Below are 15850 nucleotides of genomic sequence, written 5' to 3' on the forward strand. Positions count from 1 at the left end.
TCGCGCCCGGCCGATCCGCCCGCCGCCCCTCGTCGAACGCCTGACGGCTAGAAGAGCGGGTCGGACTCGTCGCTCCCCAGCGTCACGCTCAGCCCCAGCGCCTGAAGCTCCTTGACGAGCACGTTGAAGCTCTCGGGAACTCCGGGCTTGGGCAGGTTGTCACCCTTGACGATCGCCTCGTACACCCGGCTCCGCCCGGTGACGTCGTCCGATTTCACCGTCAGCATCTCCTGCAGCGTATGCGCGGCCCCGTACGCCTCGAGCGCCCATACCTCCATCTCGCCGAAACGCTGTCCCCCGAACTGCGCCTTCCCGGCGAGCGGCTGCTGCGTGACGAGGCTGTACGGACCGATGGACCTCGCGTGGATCTTGTCGTCGACGAGGTGCGAGAGCTTCATCATGTAGATCTCGCCCACGGCGATGTCCGCCACGAACTCCTCGCCCGTGCGCCCGTCGCGGAGCCGCATCTTGCCGGTGGGGCGCAGTCCTGCGCGCTCCATCAACTCCACGACCGCCGCGTCCAGACCCTCGGTCACCTTGCGGCGGCCCGAGAGAGCGGCGGTCTTCGGCCAGCCCGCGGCTTCCAGTTTGGCCGCTGTGGTCCCCCCCGATACATCGCGCACCGCGTGGAGGACGAACCTGGCCAGGCTCTTGAGGTATTTCGCCAGTTCGCCCTTCCCCGTCAGATAGGCGTCCAGCTCCCTACCCAGGCCGGCGGCGTCACTCGACCCGTGATCGTCACCTTCCCAGGCCTGGATCTCGTTCACGATCTTCTGGATCGTCTGGTACGGGAGGTCGGGCCGGGCCACCCGCGCACCGAGGGTCCGGGCCGCCCAGTGCGCGCCCCCGATCTTCAGCAGCGCTCCGATCTCGTGTTCGGTCGCCCCCTGGAATACGGGCGTATTCGCCTCGAACCCGAGCGCCTCGGCTGCCCACCCCAGAGTGGTCTCGAGGATCTGGCCGACGTTCATCCGGCTCGGCACGCCGAGCGGGTTGAGCACGATCTCGACCGACTGGCCGTCGGGCAGGACGGGCATGTCCTCCTCCGGCACCACCCGGGCGATGATGCCCTTGTTCCCGTGACGGCCGGCCATCTTGTCCCCGACCGAGATCTTCCGCCTCTCGGCGAGATAGACCTTCACGAGCTGGACGACGCCCGGCGACAATTCGTCGGGCTGGAAGATCTTGTCGATACCGTCCTCGGTCCGCTCCCGGATCCGCTCGACGCGGGCCCTGGCCTCCGCCACGACGCGACGGACGAGGTCGTTCGACTTGTCGTCCTCCACCTTGAGCGTGCCGAGGTCGACCTCTCCGAAATCGATGTCGCGGAGCGCCTCGATGTTCAGCTTCGCGCCCTCGGCGAAGCAGGGCTCGATGGCGCCGCGGCGGAGACACAGGACCACCGTTTCTCCATCGAGCAGTTCCGCGAGTTCCTCGTCGCGGGCATCGATGACGCGAGAGATCTCCTCCCGTTCGGTCTCGCGGAGTTCCGCGATCCGCTCCCCGTGCTCCCGCTCGAGCAGCGGGTCGTCGATCCGGCGCGAGAAGATCTTGACGTCGATCACGGTGCCTTCGACGCCGGGGGGCACGCGCAGCGAGCTGTCCTTCACATCCTTCGCCTTTTCGCCGAAGATCGCGGTGAGCAGCTTCTCCTCGGGCGAGAGTTCCGTCTCCCCCTTCGGCGTGATCTTCCCGACGAGGATGTCCCCGGACCGGACCGCCGCGCCGATGCGCACGATGCCCCGGTCGTCGAGGTCGACGAGCGCTTCCTCGGCCACGTTCGGGATCTCGCGCGTGATCTCCTCCATCCCGCGCTTCGTGTCCCGCACGTGGAGTTCGAGTTCCTGGATGTGGACCGATGTGTAGACGTCATCCTTGACCAGCCTCTCGCTGATCACGATCGCGTCCTCGAAGTTGTGTCCGAACCAGGGCATGAAGGCGACCAGGGCGTTGCGGCCAAGGGCGAGCGACCCTCCGTCGGTGCCCGCTCCGTCGGCGATCACGTCCCCGGCCTCGACCGTGTCGCCGAGGCGAACGATGGGCCGCTGGTTGATGGCCGTGTCCTGGTTCGTGCGCCAGAACTTCCGCAGCCGGTAGCTGTCGTACTGCGTGAGACGGGCGAGCGGAATCTCGCCGGCCGCCTGGCGCGGCCTGCCGGTATCGATCTCGATCTCGTCCGCCGTGACCCCCGTAACGACACCGGCGCGGCGCGCCAGCACGACCGCCCCGGAGTCCTTCGCCACCTTGCTCTCCAGCCCCGTCCCGACGAGCGGACGTTCGGGGAAGAGGAGCGGGACCGCCTGCCGCTGCATGTTGGACCCCATCAGGGCCCGGTTCGCGTCGTCGTGCTCGAGGAACGGGATCAGCGCGGGCGACACCGCGACGAGCTGATCGGGCGCGACGTCCATGAAGTCGATCTCTTCCGGCGGCAGGAGCGGATAGTCGTCGCGGCGCCGGCAGAGGACGAGGGACCGTTTGAAGGTCCCATCGGGATTCAGCTCCGCATTTGCCTGGGCGACGGCGTACTCCTCTTCCTCGCTGGCCGAGAGCCAGACGAGGTCCTCGGTCGACACCGTCTCGTCGATGACCCGGCGATACGGGGTCTCCAGGAAACCCAGCTCGTTCAGGCGGGCGTAGGTGGTCACGGAGGTGATGAGCCCGATGTTCGGCCCCTCCGGGGTCTCGATCGGACACATCCGGCCGTAGTGAGAGTAGTGTACGTCGCGCACCTCGAACCCCGCGCGCTCCCGGGTCAGGCCGCCGGGCCCGAGCGCGCTCAGGCGGCGCTTGTGCGTGAGCTCCGCCAGCGGGTTCGTCTGGTCCATGAACTGGCTGAGCTGCGAGCTGCCGAAGAAGGCCTGAATGACGGCGCTCACCGTTCGCGCGTTGACGAGATCGTCGATCGAGATCTTGTCGGGATCGCTGTTGATCGACATGCGCTCGCGTACCAGACGCGCCATGCGCGACAGTCCGACGGAGAACTGGTTGGCGATCAGCTCTCCGATCGAGCGTACGCGCCGGTTCCCGAGATGATCGATGTCGTCGGTGTAGCCGCGGCCCTCGTGCAACTCGATGAGGTAGCGGATGATCGCGACGAAGTCCGAGGGGTCCAGTACCACGAGGTCGTCCTTCGGCGCCTCGAGGCCCACCAGCCGGTACACGTCCTTCAGGCGGTGATTGACCTTGTGCCGCCCGACCCGCCCCAGATCGTATCGCTTGGGGTTGAAGAAGAGCCGGTCGAGCGCCCCCCGGGCCGTCGCCAGATTCGGCGCTTCGCCGGGCCGGACCAGCGAGTAGATGGAGTGCAGCGCGGCTGCCTCGCTCGAAGTCGGATCCTTGGCCAGGGTGTTCCGGAGGAGCGGCGACTCCCCGCGCGGGCCACCGGTGAAGACGAGCGCCTCGCGCACGCCGCCCGCCTTCAGTTCCGCAAAGAGCCGCGTATCGAACGGGACACCCTCCTCGGCAAGCACCTCGCCCGTGTCCCTGTCGGCCACAGCCGCGGCGAGCTGCGGACTCGAACTCCAGTCGCGCCGCATGGCGAGGTCCTCGTACGTCCCGCGCAGGGCCACGAAGGTGGCGCTCGAGTAAACCTCGACCTCGGAGACGCCGGCACGCGCGAGGCGCTCGATCGCTTCCTCGGTCAGCGTTTCGCCGCGCCGAACGATGAACGCCTCGTCGTCCTCGAACGTGGCGACACTCTCGATCCCCGCCTCGGAGGCGCGGTTCACGAGTTCATCGGCGATCCGGTCGCCGGCGGCCCCGATCGCCCCCCCCTCCGCCGGAGCGGGGAGATCTTCCGCCAGCCAGCGAGGCTGTTCCGAATCCGGCTCGAGTTCGTCGAGTCTCAGGGACGTCGGCTCTTCCCCGAAATCCGCATTCGGGATACTCCGGGCGACCAGCGTGCCCGTGAACTCGCGGCGCGCCGCCCCCTCTTCCTCGTCGGCTTCGATCTGCACGACCCGGCGCCTGTAGAACAAGTCCAGGATGTCGACGCTCCGTCCGTAGCCCAGCGCCCGGAGCAGCGCCGTGGCCGGGAACTTCTTCTTCTTGTCGATGTGGACGTGGATCACGTCGTGGATGTCGAGCGTGAACTCGACCCACGAACCGCGGAACGGAATGATGCGGGACGAGTAGAGGCGCGTCCCGTTGGGATGCACGGTCTCCTCGAACACGACCCCCGGGGAACGGTGCAGCTGGCTCACGATGACGCGCTCGGCGCCGTTCACGACGAACGTGCCCTGCTCCGTGAGCAGCGGAAGGTCGCCCAGGTAGACTTCCTTCTCGAGGATGCTGCCGGGACGCTTCTCGCCGTCCCTCCCCACGGTCTCGAAGATGACGAGCCGGAGCTGCGCCTTCAGGGGCGCCGAGTACGTCATGTCGCGCTCGATGCACTCTTCCACGACGTACTTCGGCTCTCCGAGAGCGTAGCTCACGAATTCGAGCGAGAAGTTGTCGTTCACGTCCGTGATCGGGAAGATCTCGCGGAAGACCCGTTCGAGACCCAGGTCCCTCCGGTCATCCTCGCTCTCTTTCGTCTGCAACAGACGCTCGAAGGCCACTCGCTGCACGTCCAGGAAATGCGGCATGTATATCGGACGGTCGAGCTTGGCGAACGAGACTGCGGGTCTGCCGTTTGCCGTCAAATCGTACCTCCCCCGGGAACCGCTCGTTTACATCGGAGATGCGCAGAAGCCGGGGCCGCCGACGAGCGGGCGCTCCGGTTCATGCACCGTGAGGGGTCGGACCGCGACACCGCGGCCCCGACCGCGGTCAAGCCGCGGTCCGAGGCATGGAGTTCGGTGCCGGATCCCGCCACGCTCTGCCAGCGTGACTACTTGAGATCCGCCGTGGCGCCCTGCGCTTCGAGCTTGGACTTGATCTCTTCCGCCTCCTCCTTGGACACGCCTTCCTTGACGGGTCCGGGGGCGTTGTCGACGACGGCCTTCGCCTCCTTGAGTCCGAGGCTCGTAACCTCGCGGACGACCTTGATCACCTGGATCTTCTTGTCGCCCACCGCCGTGAGCATGACGTCGAATTCCGTCTTCTCCTCTTCGGCGGCGCCACCGTCGCCGCCGGGCCCGACGGCGATGGCGACCGGTGCGGCGGCCGTGACCCCGAAGGTCTCTTCCATCTTGTCTTTCAACTCGGCGGCTTCGAGCACCGTCAGCGAGCCGATCTGCTGCAGAAGGTCTTCGATTTTGGACATGTTCTACCGTTCCCTCGATCCTTTATGCACGCATTCCGCGCGCCCGCACGTCGCGGGCGCGCCCCCGCCTCAAGCGGCCTGGTTCTTCTTCGCGACCTGTTCGATCATGTCCGCGATGTCGCGGATGAGCGCCCCCAGTGCACCGGCGATGCCGCCCACACTCGCCGTCAGCCCACCGGCGATGCCGCCCAGCAGCACCTCGCGCGGCGGGATATCGGCCAATCGTCCGACATCCTCCGGCGTCGCCTCCACCCTGTCGATGACGCCTACCTTCACCACCGGCCGATCCTCGTGCGCCTTCGCGAACTCCTTGAGGATCCTGGCCGGAACGACGGGGTCGAATTCGCTGAGCACGAGCCCCGTGGGGCCCTCCAGGTGCGGACTCAGGTCCGGAAGGTCCACATTCTCGAGCGCCCGTTTCATGAGCGTGTTCTTGACGACCCGGTAGGTCAGCCCCTGCTCCCGGAGCCGGGCCCTGAACTCCGTGACCGCCTTCACGTTCAATCCCGTGAAGTCGGTCAGGTAGATCGTCCCGTTCGCCTCGAGCTGTTGGCTCAGTTCGCGGGTGACGCGCTGCTTTTCTTCGAGTCTCATCGATATGCCGGTTCGATCTACCGATAGATGTCTTCGTCTACGGAAACACCGAGGCCCATGGTGCTCGCCACGGTGACGCTCCTCACGTATCGCCCCTTCGCCGCGGCCGGTCTCAAGCGCACGATCTCGTCCATGAGAGCCTCGAAGTTCCCGGCCAACTGGTCGATTTCGAAGCTCACCTTGCCGATCGGCGCGTGGACGTTGCCCGTGCGGTCCACCCGGAACTCGATCTTGCCGGCCTTCGATTCCCGGATGGCGCGCCCCACGTCCATCGTGACCGTGCCCGCCTTGGGTGTCGGCATGAGGCCGCGGGGACCGAGTATGCGACCGAGCCGGGCCACGTTCTTCATGAGGTCCGGCGTCGCGATCGCGACATCGAAGTCGAGCCACCCATCCTGGATCCGGGCGATGTAGTCCGTGCCCACGTAGTCCGCTCCGGCCGCCCGGGCCTCCTCCTCCCGATCCGCCGGGACGAGCGCCAGTACGCGGACGGGACGTCCCGTGCCGGCCGGCAGGATGACGGTGCCCCGCACGATCTGGTCGGCCCTGCGAGGGTCCACTCCCAGACGCACCGCGGCCTCCACTGTCTCGTCGAAGTTCGCGAACGCCATCGTCCGGACGCGTTCCAGCGCTTCGCGAGGCGCGAGCGAACCGTTCCGCGGAGCGGTCGCGGCCGCGGAGCGGTATTTCTTGCCGCGTTTCGGCATCTTCCCCGATTTCTCCCGATCAGTCTGCGCGCTCGATCCCCATGGATCGCGCGGTGCCCTCGATCATCCGCATCGCGGCTTCCTCGTCGGCCGCGTTCAGATCCTTCATCTTGATCCGGGCGATCTTGCGCAGCTGATCACCCGTGACCGTCCCCACCTTGTCGCGGTTGGGCTCCGCCGAGCCCGAATCGAGACCCAGTTCGTTCTTGAGCAGCTCCGCCGCCGGTGGCGTCTTGGTGATGAAGCTGAACGTCCGGTCCTTGTAGATCGTGATCTCGACCGGGATGATCGTGCCCGCGTCCTGCTGCGTCTGCGCGTTGAACGCCTTGCAGAAGTCCATGATGTTGAGGCCGTGCTGGCCCAACGCCGGACCGACGGGCGGAGCGGGGTTCGCCTGCCCACCCGGAATCTGCAGCTTGATGAATCCCGTGGCCTGTTTCCTAGGCGGCATCTAGCCGTCCGTGTCGATGGGTTGCCGGCCGTGTGCTGCGCGGGGCATTCAGAAGCCCTGCAGCTGCGTGTAGTCCAGTTCGACCGATGTGGGGCGCCCGAACAGGCTCACCTGCACGCGCACCTTTCCCTTCTCCGCAAACACTTCCTCCACCGTTCCGCTGAAATCGCTGAACGGTCCCTCCATCACCTCGACGACCTGTCCCGGCCGGAACGGGATCTCCGCTTCCGGGCCCGCCTGTTCGAGTTCGTCCGCGATGCCGAGGATCTTGTTCATTTCCTCGGTCTTGAGGGGCTGCGGCGCCTTCCCGCTGCCCACGAACTTGATCACGCCGGGGACGTTGTTCACGACGTACATCGTGTTCTGATCCAGCAGCATCTGGATGAGCACGTATCCCGGGTAAAGCCGCTTCGTCGACTTGACGCGCTTGCCGCCCTTGATCTCGACTACTTCCTGGGTCGGGACGATCACATCCCGAATCGGCGGTTCTCCATCGTACTCCTGGATCTTCTGCTCCAGGAGGGTCATCACCTTCCGCTCGTGGCCGGAGTAGGTCTGCAGCGCGTACCACCGCAGATCGTCGTTCGGAGCGTCCGTCGTCCCGGCCTCCGCGCCCGTTCGCTCAGCCACTGAAGGCTCCGACGACGAAACGAACGAACGCAGCGAACACGGAGTCCATGGCGCCGATGATGACCGCCATGATCATGACGAAGATCAGGATGCCGATCGTCGCGCCGCGCAGCTGATCCCTGTCGGGCCACGTGACGCGACGCATCTCGACCTGCACCTGCTCCGCGAACTCCTGGGTTCTCCTGACGATCCCGGCCAATCGAATCTCTCTACCGCGTTTCTTTGTGCGTGGTGTGGCCGTTACAGCGCCGACAGTACTTCTTCCGCTCGGCCCGCTGCGGGTGCGTCCGCCGATTCTTCGTCGTCGTGTAGTTTCGCTCTTTGCACTGCGTGCATTCGAGCGTGATCCGAACCCTCATTTATGCGTCTCCCGAAGATCGTGGCCGAACTCCGACGAGCGGCCGGGCGGCGTGAATGGTCCGCGCCCCGGCCGGGGCGTCGGGCTAGTCGTGGATCGCGGTGACGACGCCGGCACCCACCGTCCGTCCGCCCTCGCGGATCGCGAAGCGCAGGTTCTCCTCCATCGCGATCGGCGCGATCAGCTCCACCGCCATGTTCACGTTGTCGCCCGGCATCACCATCTCCACCCCCTCCGGAAGCTCCGCCGAGCCCGTCACGTCCGTCGTCCGAAAGTAGAACTGCGGCCGGTATCCGTTGAAGAACGGCGTGTGACGGCCCCCCTCGTTCTTCGTCAGCACGTACACCTCCGCGCTGAACTTCCGGTGCGGCGTGATCGACCGGGGGTGCGCGATCACCATCCCGCGCTCCACCTCCGTCTTCGCCACGCCCCGCAGCAGCAGGCCCGCGTTGTCCCCCGCCCGGCCCTCGTCCAGGATCTTGCGGAACATCTCCACGCCCGTCACCACCGTCTTCTTCTCGGAGCCCAGCCCCACCAGCTCCACGCCCTCGCCCGTCTTCACCACCCCGCGCTCGATCCGGCCCGTCACCACCGTCCCCCGGCCCGTGATCGTGAACACGTCCTCCACCGGCATCAGGAACGGCTTGTCCGTCGCCCGCTCCGGCACCGGGATGTACGTGTCCAGCGCCTCCATCAACTCCGCGACGCACGCCGTCTCCTCCGCCTCCGGATCCCCGCTCTCCAGCGCCCGCAGCGCCGAGCCCCGGATCACCGGCACGTCGTCGCCCGGAAACTCGTACTCGCTCAGCAGCTCGCGGACCTCCAGCTCCACCAGGTCCAGCAACTCCTCGTCGTCGACCTGGTCCACCTTGTTCAAAAACACCACGATGTACGGCACGTTCACCTGCCGGGCCAGCAGAATGTGCTCCCGCGTCTGGGGCATCGGACCGTCCGCCGCCGACACCACCACGATCGCCCCGTCCATCTGCGCCGCGCCCGTGATCATGTTCTTCACGTAGTCCGCGTGCCCCGGACAGTCCACGTGCGCGTAGTGCCGGCCCTCCGACTCGTATTCCACGTGCGCCGTCGCGATCGTGATCCCGCGCTCCCGTTCCTCCGGAGCCTTGTCGATCTGGTCGAACGCCACGTACTCCCCGTATCCCTTCGTCGCCTGTACCTGCGTGATCGCCGCCGTCAGCGTCGTCTTCCCGTGGTCCACGTGTCCGATCGTGCCCACGTTCACGTGCGGCTTCGTCCGCTCGAACCTTTCCTTCGCCATCGCCCCTGTTTCTCCTCACGGTGGGGTTTCGCCCTGCGCGGGTTTCGCCTCTTGCGCGTCTGCCCGACGCGCGCGATCCCCGGCCCCAAGCGGGCTACGCCCTTTGTTTCGTCAGTTGCTCGACAAGAATGGTGGGGGGAGGATTCGAACCTCCGAAGGCATAAGCCAGCAGATTTACAGTCTGCCCCGTTTGGCCGCTTCGGTACCCCACCCACCGGCGCCGTACACCCGATCGCTTCGGGGTGGCTGTTCGTCCGAACTCGACCGAGCTGGCGGTGGGACTCGAACCCACAACCTCCGGATTACAAATCCGACGCTCTACCGGTTGAGCTACGCCAGCGACCCGTCCACGGAACAGTTTGCTAACATACGGACCCTCCGGCCCGATCGTCAAGCATCGAGAGCCGGCATTCCCGGCGGCGGCCGCTATCGCGGAACCCGCGGCACGAGGACGGTATGCGACCCCACGCGGAGACGGGTGAGGTCCGCCAGATCCTCCACCACCACGCCGCGCGCCTCCAGCTCCGTCCGGATCGCGTCGGCCCGGGCGAACTCCCGGTTCGCGCGGGCACGCTCGCGGTCGCCGACGCGGGCCCTGGCCCATTCCACGAGTCCTTCGTCGGCCCCCGTGGACTCGAGGTCGCGGAGCGCCAGCACGCCGAACACGCGGTCGAAGGCGTCGATCGCGGCCAGGACGGCCTCGGCCCCCGACGGGGCGTGGGGACGGCAGACGTCGAGCGTCTGGTTCGCCTCCCGAACGAGCCCGAACACGGCGGAGAGGGCTTCGCTCACGCTCAGATCGTCGTCCATCGCGGCCTCGAAGGCGTCGCGGCTCCGCCCCGCGAGCGTGCCGAGGTCCGCCGGTCCGTCGCCCCGTCCGACCCCGGCCTCGATCGCCGCGCGCAGGCGTCGTCGGAATTCGTGCAGTCGGGTCACGGCCTTTGCCGACGCCTCGAGGCCCTCGAAGGTGAAGTTCAGCTGCGTCCGGTAGTGTCCGCTCAGGAGGAGATACCGGATGGCCGAGGGCGCGTGTCCACGCGCGGTCAGTTCCGGGATCGTGAAGCAGTTGCCGAGCGACTTCGACATCTTCCGCCCCTCCACCAGGAGGTGCTCGGCGTGCAGCCAGAACTTCGAGAACGTCTTCCCCGTGGCCCCTTCGGATTGCGCGATCTCGTTCGTGTGGTGCGGGAACAGGTTGTCGACGCCGCCCGCGTGGATGTCCAGCGTCTCGCCCAGGTAGTGCATGGCCATCGCCGAGCACTCGAGGTGCCAGCCCGGCCGGCCGGTCCCCCACGGCGATTCCCACGCCGCCACCGCGCCCTCGCCCCCCCGGTCCCCGCCCTTCCAGAGGACGAAGTCCCTGGGGTCGTCCTTGTCGTATTCCTCGTCGCCCGACGCGCGGCCCGCGGTCGCCACTTCGGCGGCGTCGATGCCGGCCAGCCGCCCGTATCCGGGGAAACGCCCGATCGCAAAGTAGACGGAACCCTCGCTCTCGTAGGTGAGCCCGCAGTCGGAGAGCGCCTCGATGAGCCGGATCATCCCGGGTACGTGTCGCGTCGCGCGGGGGACGTGTTCCGGATCCTCGAGCCCGAGCGTGCGCCAGTCCTCGAGGAACATCTCGATGACCGGATCGGTCACCTCCGCCAGCGAGACGCCGCGCGCCCGGGCCGCGCCGATCGTGCGGTCGTCGACATCGGTCAGGTTCATGACCTGTTCGACCTCGTACCCCTTGAACCGGAGGTGGCGCCGGAGGAGGTCCTCCCAGGTGAACGCGCGGAAATTCCCGATGTGCGCGCGGTCGTAGACCGTCGGCCCGCACGTGTACATCCGGACCCGGCCGGGTTCGACCGTTTCGAAGGGGCGGAGTCTCCGCGTGAGGGAGTCGTGCAGCCGAAGACTCATCGACCGCGGGGCGGGAGGTAGTTCTCCGCCCGCCAGGATCGGTAGGCGGCGATCTCGTCCTCGCGTCGCTGACGAACGACGGCGAGGCACCCGCCCAGCTGACGGTTCGACCGGTCGAGGATCAGGCCGCCGAGAACTTCGGCCTCGCGCGCGAACACCAGTTCATCGAGCGGCTCGTACGCGGGCCCGCCGAAGAGCAGCCTCGTCACGATCCACCCGTCGATGAAGCCGTCGAGGGCATCGATCTCCCGCCCGAGGAGCGTTTCGCAGGGCACGTCCGGGTCCTGGCGCACCGCGTGCATCCGGAGGACGACGTAGCTCTCGTACGCGCGGCCGGCTTCACGCAGGTTGCCCGGCATCACGAGTGCCGCGAGCGAGTCGGTCACGACCTCGGCCGCGTTCCACGGCCAGGCATCCCGCGCCTCGGACTCGTCGAGATCACGCCCGAAGGACCGGTAGTAGAGGACGAGGGGATCTTCCACGAGGTCGGTCATCAGGGAGTCGGAGCGGTCGCGGAAGCGAAGGAGACGGTCCGCTTCGAACTCGACCACCGCGCCGGAAGGGGCCGTCAGACGGTACTGGGCCTCGGCCGGCGTGGCGGCGGCGATGCCGGCCGACAGCCCGACCAGGAGCACGAACGCGGCTCTCCCGCGAGCGGAGCGGCTAGCCGACCGGAGTGAGTCCGAGTGGCCCGCGTTCCGCATCGGAGTCCGGCCGCCGCTCGAGGAGCCCCGCGAACTCGAGAACGTCGTCGCCCGCCCCGCCGAGCAGTTCCCGCTCGCGGGCGAGCAGATGGTTCGAGACCTCGAGCGCCGAGCGTTCGCCCGTCCAATGCTCCTCCACCACATCCCAGCCAAGTTCCTCTCCGATCCGGTGCGCCACGTAGGCGCAGCAAAACACGTCATCCAGAAAGCCGTAGGGCCCCACCTCATCCTCCGGGATCACGTCATCGGGACTCACGAGGTAGGCGATGGCCGCGTCCACCAGGAGGCGCTGCTGCCGGCCCAGGCGCGGATCCTTCATGAGGGTGAACATCAGCATCCCGTAGACGGGGGCGAGGATGACCACGTCACGCAGGGTGCCCGCGTACTTGGCCACCTGCTCCGTCAGCCCCTGGAGGTACGCACTCCGCATCCCTTCCGCTCCCGCTCCCGTGGATTCCTCGGCGTGAGACGCGGCCCGCTCACCGGCAGGCCCGCGCCGCCCGGACAAACTATCGGTGGGGCGGCCGGCTATTCAACCGTGACGGTCTTGGCGAGGTTCCTCGGCCGGTCCACGTCGCACCCCCGAAGGACGGCGATGTGGTAGGCGAGCAGCTGGAGCGGCACCGCGTTGACGATCGGCTGGAGGAGTGGGAGCGTCTTCGGCACCCGGATCAGGTGGTCCACCTTCGCGGCGAGACCCTCGTCCCCGCGCGTGGTGAGGGCGATCACGCGCCCGCCGCGGGTCTTCACCTCTTCGATGTTGAGGAGGACCTTCGGGTAGACCGAGTCCCGGGGGGCGATGAAGACGACGGGCATCTCGTCGTCGATGAGCGCGATCGGCCCGTGTTTCATCTCCGCGGCCGGATACCCCTCGGCGTGGATGTAGGAGATCTCCTTCAGCTTCAGCGCGCCCTCGAGGGCGATCGGGAAATTCGGGCCCCGCCCCAGATAGAGGAAGTTCCGGGCATCCCCGAATTCCTCCGCCACGCGGCGGATGCGCGTCTCGCTCTCGAGCACCTCTTCGAGGAGGGCCGGGAGCCCCCGGATCGCCCGGACGAACCGGCGCCCGGCCTCGCGGTCCATCCCGCGCCGCCTCGCGACCATGAGGGCGAAGAGGGCGAGGGCGGTGATCTGCGCCACGAAGGCCTTGGTGGAGGCGACGCCGATCTCCGGTCCCGCGTGCAGGTAGACGCCCGCGTCCGTCTCCCGCGCGATCGTCGACCCCACGACGTTCACGATCCCGAACGCCACGCCGCCACGCCGCCTGGCCTCGCGCACCGCCGCCAGCGTGTCCGCCGTCTCCCCCGACTGGGAGATCCCGCCCACCAGCGTGTCCGCGGCCAGGACCGGCTTGCGGTAGCGGAACTCCGAGGCGTACTCGACCTCCACGGGGACGCGGGCGAGGGCCTCGATGAGGTACTCGCCCACGAGCGCCGCGTGCCAACTGGTCCCGCAGCCGGTGAGGATGATGCGCCCGGCGCGCGAGATCTGCGGTTCCAGTTCATCCAGCCCACCGAGACGTGCCGTGCCTTCTTCCTCGAGCAGCCGGCCGCGGGTCGCATCGCGCAGGGTGTTGGGCTGTTCGTGGATCTCCCTGAGCATGAAGTGCGGGTATCCCGCCCGCTCGATCCGTTCGAGGTCCCAGTCGATGTGACTGATCTCCTTCCGGATGGGTTCCCGGCCGACCCGACGGCGCTCCGCCCCGAGTTCGATCGTCTCGTATCCGGCCGGCGTGAGCACGGCGATCTCATCGTCGTCCAGATAGACGACCTGTCTCGTGTGCCCGAGGATAGCGGCGACATCGGAAGCCACCCACGTCGCGCCGTCGCCATCCTCGCCGATCCCGAGCAGCAGGGGCGCCGAGCGGCGCGCGACCACGATCTTGGCGGGGTCGGCGTTGCTCATGACGGCGATCCCCAGCGTACCCTCCGCCTGCGTCAGCGCGGCGGCCACGGCCCGCTCGAGGTTCCCTTCGAACGCTTCCTCGATGAGGTGGGCGAGCACCTCCGTGTCCGTGTCCGTCGCGAACCGGTGTCCGATCTCGGTGAGCTTGGTCCGGAGGATATCGCAGTTTTCGATCACCCCGTTGTGGACGAGCGCGAGTTGGCCCTCACAGTCCGTGTGCGGGTGGGCGTTGTTCCGGGTGGGGGCGCCGTGCGTCGCCCATCTCGTATGCGCGATGCCGGTCGTCCCGCGGACCGGCCGCCGTTCGAGAAGGGCCGCGAGGTTGTCGATCCGCCCGGCGGACTTGCGCACTTCGAGCCCCGACGGACCATCGACGGCGAGGCCCGCGGAATCGTATCCGCGATATTCGAGGCGGCGCAGCCCGCTCAGCAGAACCGGCGGCGCCTCCCCCTGACCCGCGTATCCGACGATGCCGCACATCGGCCGCTCAGCCGGCGCCGCGCACGAGGCGTTCGACCCAGTCCGCGCGGGCGTTCGCCAGCGTCTCGTCCGCGGCCTCCGCCATGATCCTGAAGACCGGCTCCGTCCCCGACGGCCTCGCGTGCACCCACGACCCGTCCGGCCAGTCGAGCCGGATCCCGTCCTGAAGGTCCCTGCCGCTCTCCGGCCCCGCCGCCGCCGCGATCGACGCGAGCGCCTCATCGACCCCCAGGCCCTCTCGCGAGACCTTTCGCTTGACGATCCGGTACGAGGACCGCTCGTCGATCAGACGGCCGAGTGAGGACCCGCTTTCCGCCAGGAACTGCAGGATCAGGGCGGCGGCGAGCGGCGCGTCACGTGTGAGGTGCAGCCCGGGATAGATCACGCCGCCGTTGCCCTCACCGCCGATGCTCGCGTCGACCTCGAGCATGCGGGCGACGACGTTGGCCTCCGCCACCGGCGTGCGGTGGAACGGGGCGCCGACCCGCTCGGCGGCATCCTGCACGGAGCGACTCGAGGAGAGGTTCGTCACGACCGGCCCCGGCTCGCGCGCCGCCACGAGTTCGACCGCCAGCGCCAGCGTCCAGTCCTCCCCCACGGGCCGGCCGCTCTCATCGACGAGGGCGAGCCGGTCCACGTCGGGGTCCACCGCGAACCCCACATCCGCCCCCGTCGCCGTGACCAGTTCCGAGAGCCGCCCGAGGTTCTCGGGCACCGGTTCGGGAGGCCGTGTGAACCGACCGTCCGCTTCGAGATCGAGGCCGCTGACGCGACAGCCCAGCCGTTCGAGGAGCGGCGGAAGGATCAGCCCGCCGGCCCCGCGGACACAATCGAGCGCGACGTGGAAGCCGCGCGCCGCGATGCGCGCGGGATCGAGGAGCGGGAGCGCGAGGATCGCCGCGACATGGGCGGCGATCGCCCCTTCGCGCGCGGTCCGGGTCCCGATCTCCATCGGACCCGCGTACGCGATCTCCCCCTCGAAGCGGCGCTGGATGTCCCGCCCGGCGGCCGGTGACACAAACCGTCCTTCGCGGGACACGAGCTTGAGTCCGTTCCACTCCGCCGGGTTGTGCGAGGCGGTGACGAGGAGTCCGCCGGCCGCGTCCTCGTCTCCTCCCACCGCCAGGAGGCCCGTGGGCGTCGAGACGATGCCCAGGTCGTGGACGTCGAACCCCACGGCCCGTACGCCGGCGGACGCCGCGTCGAGCAGGGCGGGTCCGGAGACCCGGCTGTCGCGTCCGATGAGAACGACCCCGCGGCCGGGCCTGCCCGCGGCGACGTGCGCGGCGAAGGCGGCGCCGTAGCGGGCGACGATCGCCGGCGTGAGCCCCCGTCCGACGATGCCGCGGATGCCGGAGGCGGAGACCATGAGCGATCTGGACACGCTTCGCGTACCCCCCCCTTTCGAGGTCTTCGGGATGCGGCCGGCGGGGAGCGGCCCGATGGCGGCCGACCCCTTTCGGCGCGGCGGGCGAGCTGGACGGCCGTAGTGTAATAGCCGGGCGTCGCCCCGGCTTGGCGAGGCCGACCGCCGCCTCCGGTCGCCCCGCCCGGATTCCGGGAATACCTTCCCCCCCCGACAACCCGGCGACGCGCCGCTGCGCGCGCCGCAGGCCTCGACCCGAACCGGAGAC

General features: G+C 68.3%; 14 protein-coding genes and 2 tRNA genes. All 16 read right to left on the bottom strand.

Annotated features, from left to right (window positions below; genetic code table 11):
* Window positions 1-47: 47 nt before the first annotated feature.
* The 16 genes from rpoB to glmM all read right to left on the bottom strand — a co-directional run bounded on the left by rpoB (window position 48) and on the right by glmM (window position 15600).
* Entirely contained in the window at window positions 48-4586 is a 4539-nt protein-coding gene (gene rpoB / locus ACOQPP_RS07485; RefSeq protein WP_419164851.1) for a DNA-directed RNA polymerase subunit beta, read from the bottom strand.
* A gap of 245 nt (window positions 4587-4831) precedes the next feature.
* Window positions 4832-5206 carry a 50S ribosomal protein L7/L12 gene (gene rplL, locus ACOQPP_RS07490; protein ID WP_419164779.1) on the bottom strand — a complete coding sequence of 125 codons (375 nt, stop codon included), beginning with the start codon at window positions 5204-5206 and terminating at the stop codon, window positions 4832-4834.
* A 69-nt stretch (window positions 5207-5275) separates the two neighbouring features.
* Entirely contained in the window at window positions 5276-5800 is a 525-nt protein-coding gene (gene rplJ, locus ACOQPP_RS07495; protein ID WP_420636188.1) for a 50S ribosomal protein L10, read from the bottom strand.
* A 17-nt stretch (window positions 5801-5817) separates the two neighbouring features.
* A complete protein-coding gene (gene rplA / locus ACOQPP_RS07500; RefSeq protein ID WP_419164777.1) occupies window positions 5818-6507 on the bottom strand; it encodes a 50S ribosomal protein L1 in 690 nt (229 codons plus the stop codon).
* 19 nt (window positions 6508-6526) lie between these two features.
* Entirely contained in the window at window positions 6527-6958 is a 432-nt protein-coding gene (gene rplK / locus ACOQPP_RS07505) for a 50S ribosomal protein L11 (protein ID WP_419164776.1), read from the bottom strand.
* 48 nt (window positions 6959-7006) lie between these two features.
* Entirely contained in the window at window positions 7007-7588 is a 582-nt protein-coding gene (gene nusG, locus ACOQPP_RS07510; protein WP_419164775.1) for a transcription termination/antitermination protein NusG, read from the bottom strand.
* Window positions 7581-7787 (bottom strand): preprotein translocase subunit SecE, encoded by a 207-nt coding sequence (gene secE, locus ACOQPP_RS07515; protein WP_419164774.1) that lies wholly within the window; start codon window positions 7785-7787, stop codon window positions 7581-7583. Before secE ends, nusG begins: the two co-directional genes overlap by 8 nt.
* A 10-nt stretch (window positions 7788-7797) precedes the next feature.
* The gene (gene rpmG / locus ACOQPP_RS07520; protein ID WP_419164773.1) at window positions 7798-7947 is read right to left on the bottom strand and encodes a 50S ribosomal protein L33; all 150 of its coding nucleotides are present in this window, start codon (window positions 7945-7947) and stop codon (window positions 7798-7800) included.
* Window positions 7948-8031: 84 nt separating this feature from the next.
* Window positions 8032-9225, bottom strand: coding sequence for an elongation factor Tu (gene tuf, locus ACOQPP_RS07525; RefSeq protein WP_419164772.1), 1194 nt, complete (start codon window positions 9223-9225; stop codon window positions 8032-8034).
* 129 nt (window positions 9226-9354) lie between these two features.
* Window positions 9355-9437, bottom strand: a tRNA-Tyr gene (locus ACOQPP_RS07530).
* A 55-nt stretch (window positions 9438-9492) separates the two neighbouring features.
* Window positions 9493-9565, bottom strand: a tRNA-Thr gene (locus ACOQPP_RS07535).
* 86 nt (window positions 9566-9651) lie between these two features.
* On the bottom strand, window positions 9652-11127 hold the full coding sequence (gene cysS, locus ACOQPP_RS07540) for a cysteine--tRNA ligase (RefSeq protein WP_419164771.1): 1476 nt from the start codon (window positions 11125-11127) through the stop codon (window positions 9652-9654).
* The gene (locus ACOQPP_RS07545; protein ID WP_419164770.1) at window positions 11124-11762 is read right to left on the bottom strand and encodes a hypothetical protein; all 639 of its coding nucleotides are present in this window, start codon (window positions 11760-11762) and stop codon (window positions 11124-11126) included. Before ACOQPP_RS07545 ends, cysS begins: the two co-directional genes overlap by 4 nt.
* Window positions 11763-11790: 28 nt before the next feature.
* Complete coding sequence (locus ACOQPP_RS07550) at window positions 11791-12261, bottom strand: YkvA family protein (protein ID WP_419164769.1); 471 nt, start codon at window positions 12259-12261, stop codon at window positions 11791-11793.
* 98 nt (window positions 12262-12359) lie between these two features.
* Entirely contained in the window at window positions 12360-14216 is a 1857-nt protein-coding gene (gene glmS / locus ACOQPP_RS07555) for a glutamine--fructose-6-phosphate transaminase (isomerizing) (RefSeq protein ID WP_419164768.1), read from the bottom strand.
* A 7-nt stretch (window positions 14217-14223) separates the two neighbouring features.
* Entirely contained in the window at window positions 14224-15600 is a 1377-nt protein-coding gene (gene glmM / locus ACOQPP_RS07560) for a phosphoglucosamine mutase (RefSeq protein ID WP_419164767.1), read from the bottom strand.
* Between the last annotated feature and the right edge of the window lie 250 nt (window positions 15601-15850).

The sequence above is a fragment of the Candidatus Palauibacter sp. genome (genome assembly GCF_965222475.1).
GTDB lineage: Bacteria > Gemmatimonadota > Gemmatimonadetes > Palauibacterales > Palauibacteraceae > Palauibacter.

Excerpts from the sequence above, each read along its gene's own strand:
- rpoB (WP_419164851.1), bottom strand. The coding sequence starts at position 4,586 with ATGCCGCATTTCCTGGACGTGCAGCGAGTGGCCTTCGAGCGTCTGTTG.
- rplL (WP_419164779.1), bottom strand. The coding sequence starts at position 5,206 with ATGTCCAAAATCGAAGACCTTCTGCAGCAGATCGGCTCGCTGACGGTG.
- rplJ (WP_420636188.1), bottom strand. The coding sequence starts at position 5,800 with ATGAGACTCGAAGAAAAGCAGCGCGTCACCCGCGAACTGAGCCAACAG.
- rplA (WP_419164777.1), bottom strand. The coding sequence starts at position 6,507 with ATGCCGAAACGCGGCAAGAAATACCGCTCCGCGGCCGCGACCGCTCCG.
- rplK (WP_419164776.1), bottom strand. The coding sequence starts at position 6,958 with ATGCCGCCTAGGAAACAGGCCACGGGATTCATCAAGCTGCAGATTCCG.
- rpmG (WP_419164773.1), bottom strand. The coding sequence starts at position 7,947 with ATGAGGGTTCGGATCACGCTCGAATGCACGCAGTGCAAAGAGCGAAAC.
- tuf (WP_419164772.1), bottom strand. The coding sequence starts at position 9,225 with ATGGCGAAGGAAAGGTTCGAGCGGACGAAGCCGCACGTGAACGTGGGC.
- cysS (WP_419164771.1), bottom strand. The coding sequence starts at position 11,127 with ATGAGTCTTCGGCTGCACGACTCCCTCACGCGGAGACTCCGCCCCTTC.
- ACOQPP_RS07550 (WP_419164769.1), bottom strand. The coding sequence starts at position 12,261 with ATGCGGAGTGCGTACCTCCAGGGGCTGACGGAGCAGGTGGCCAAGTAC.
- glmS (WP_419164768.1), bottom strand. The coding sequence starts at position 14,216 with ATGTGCGGCATCGTCGGATACGCGGGTCAGGGGGAGGCGCCGCCGGTT.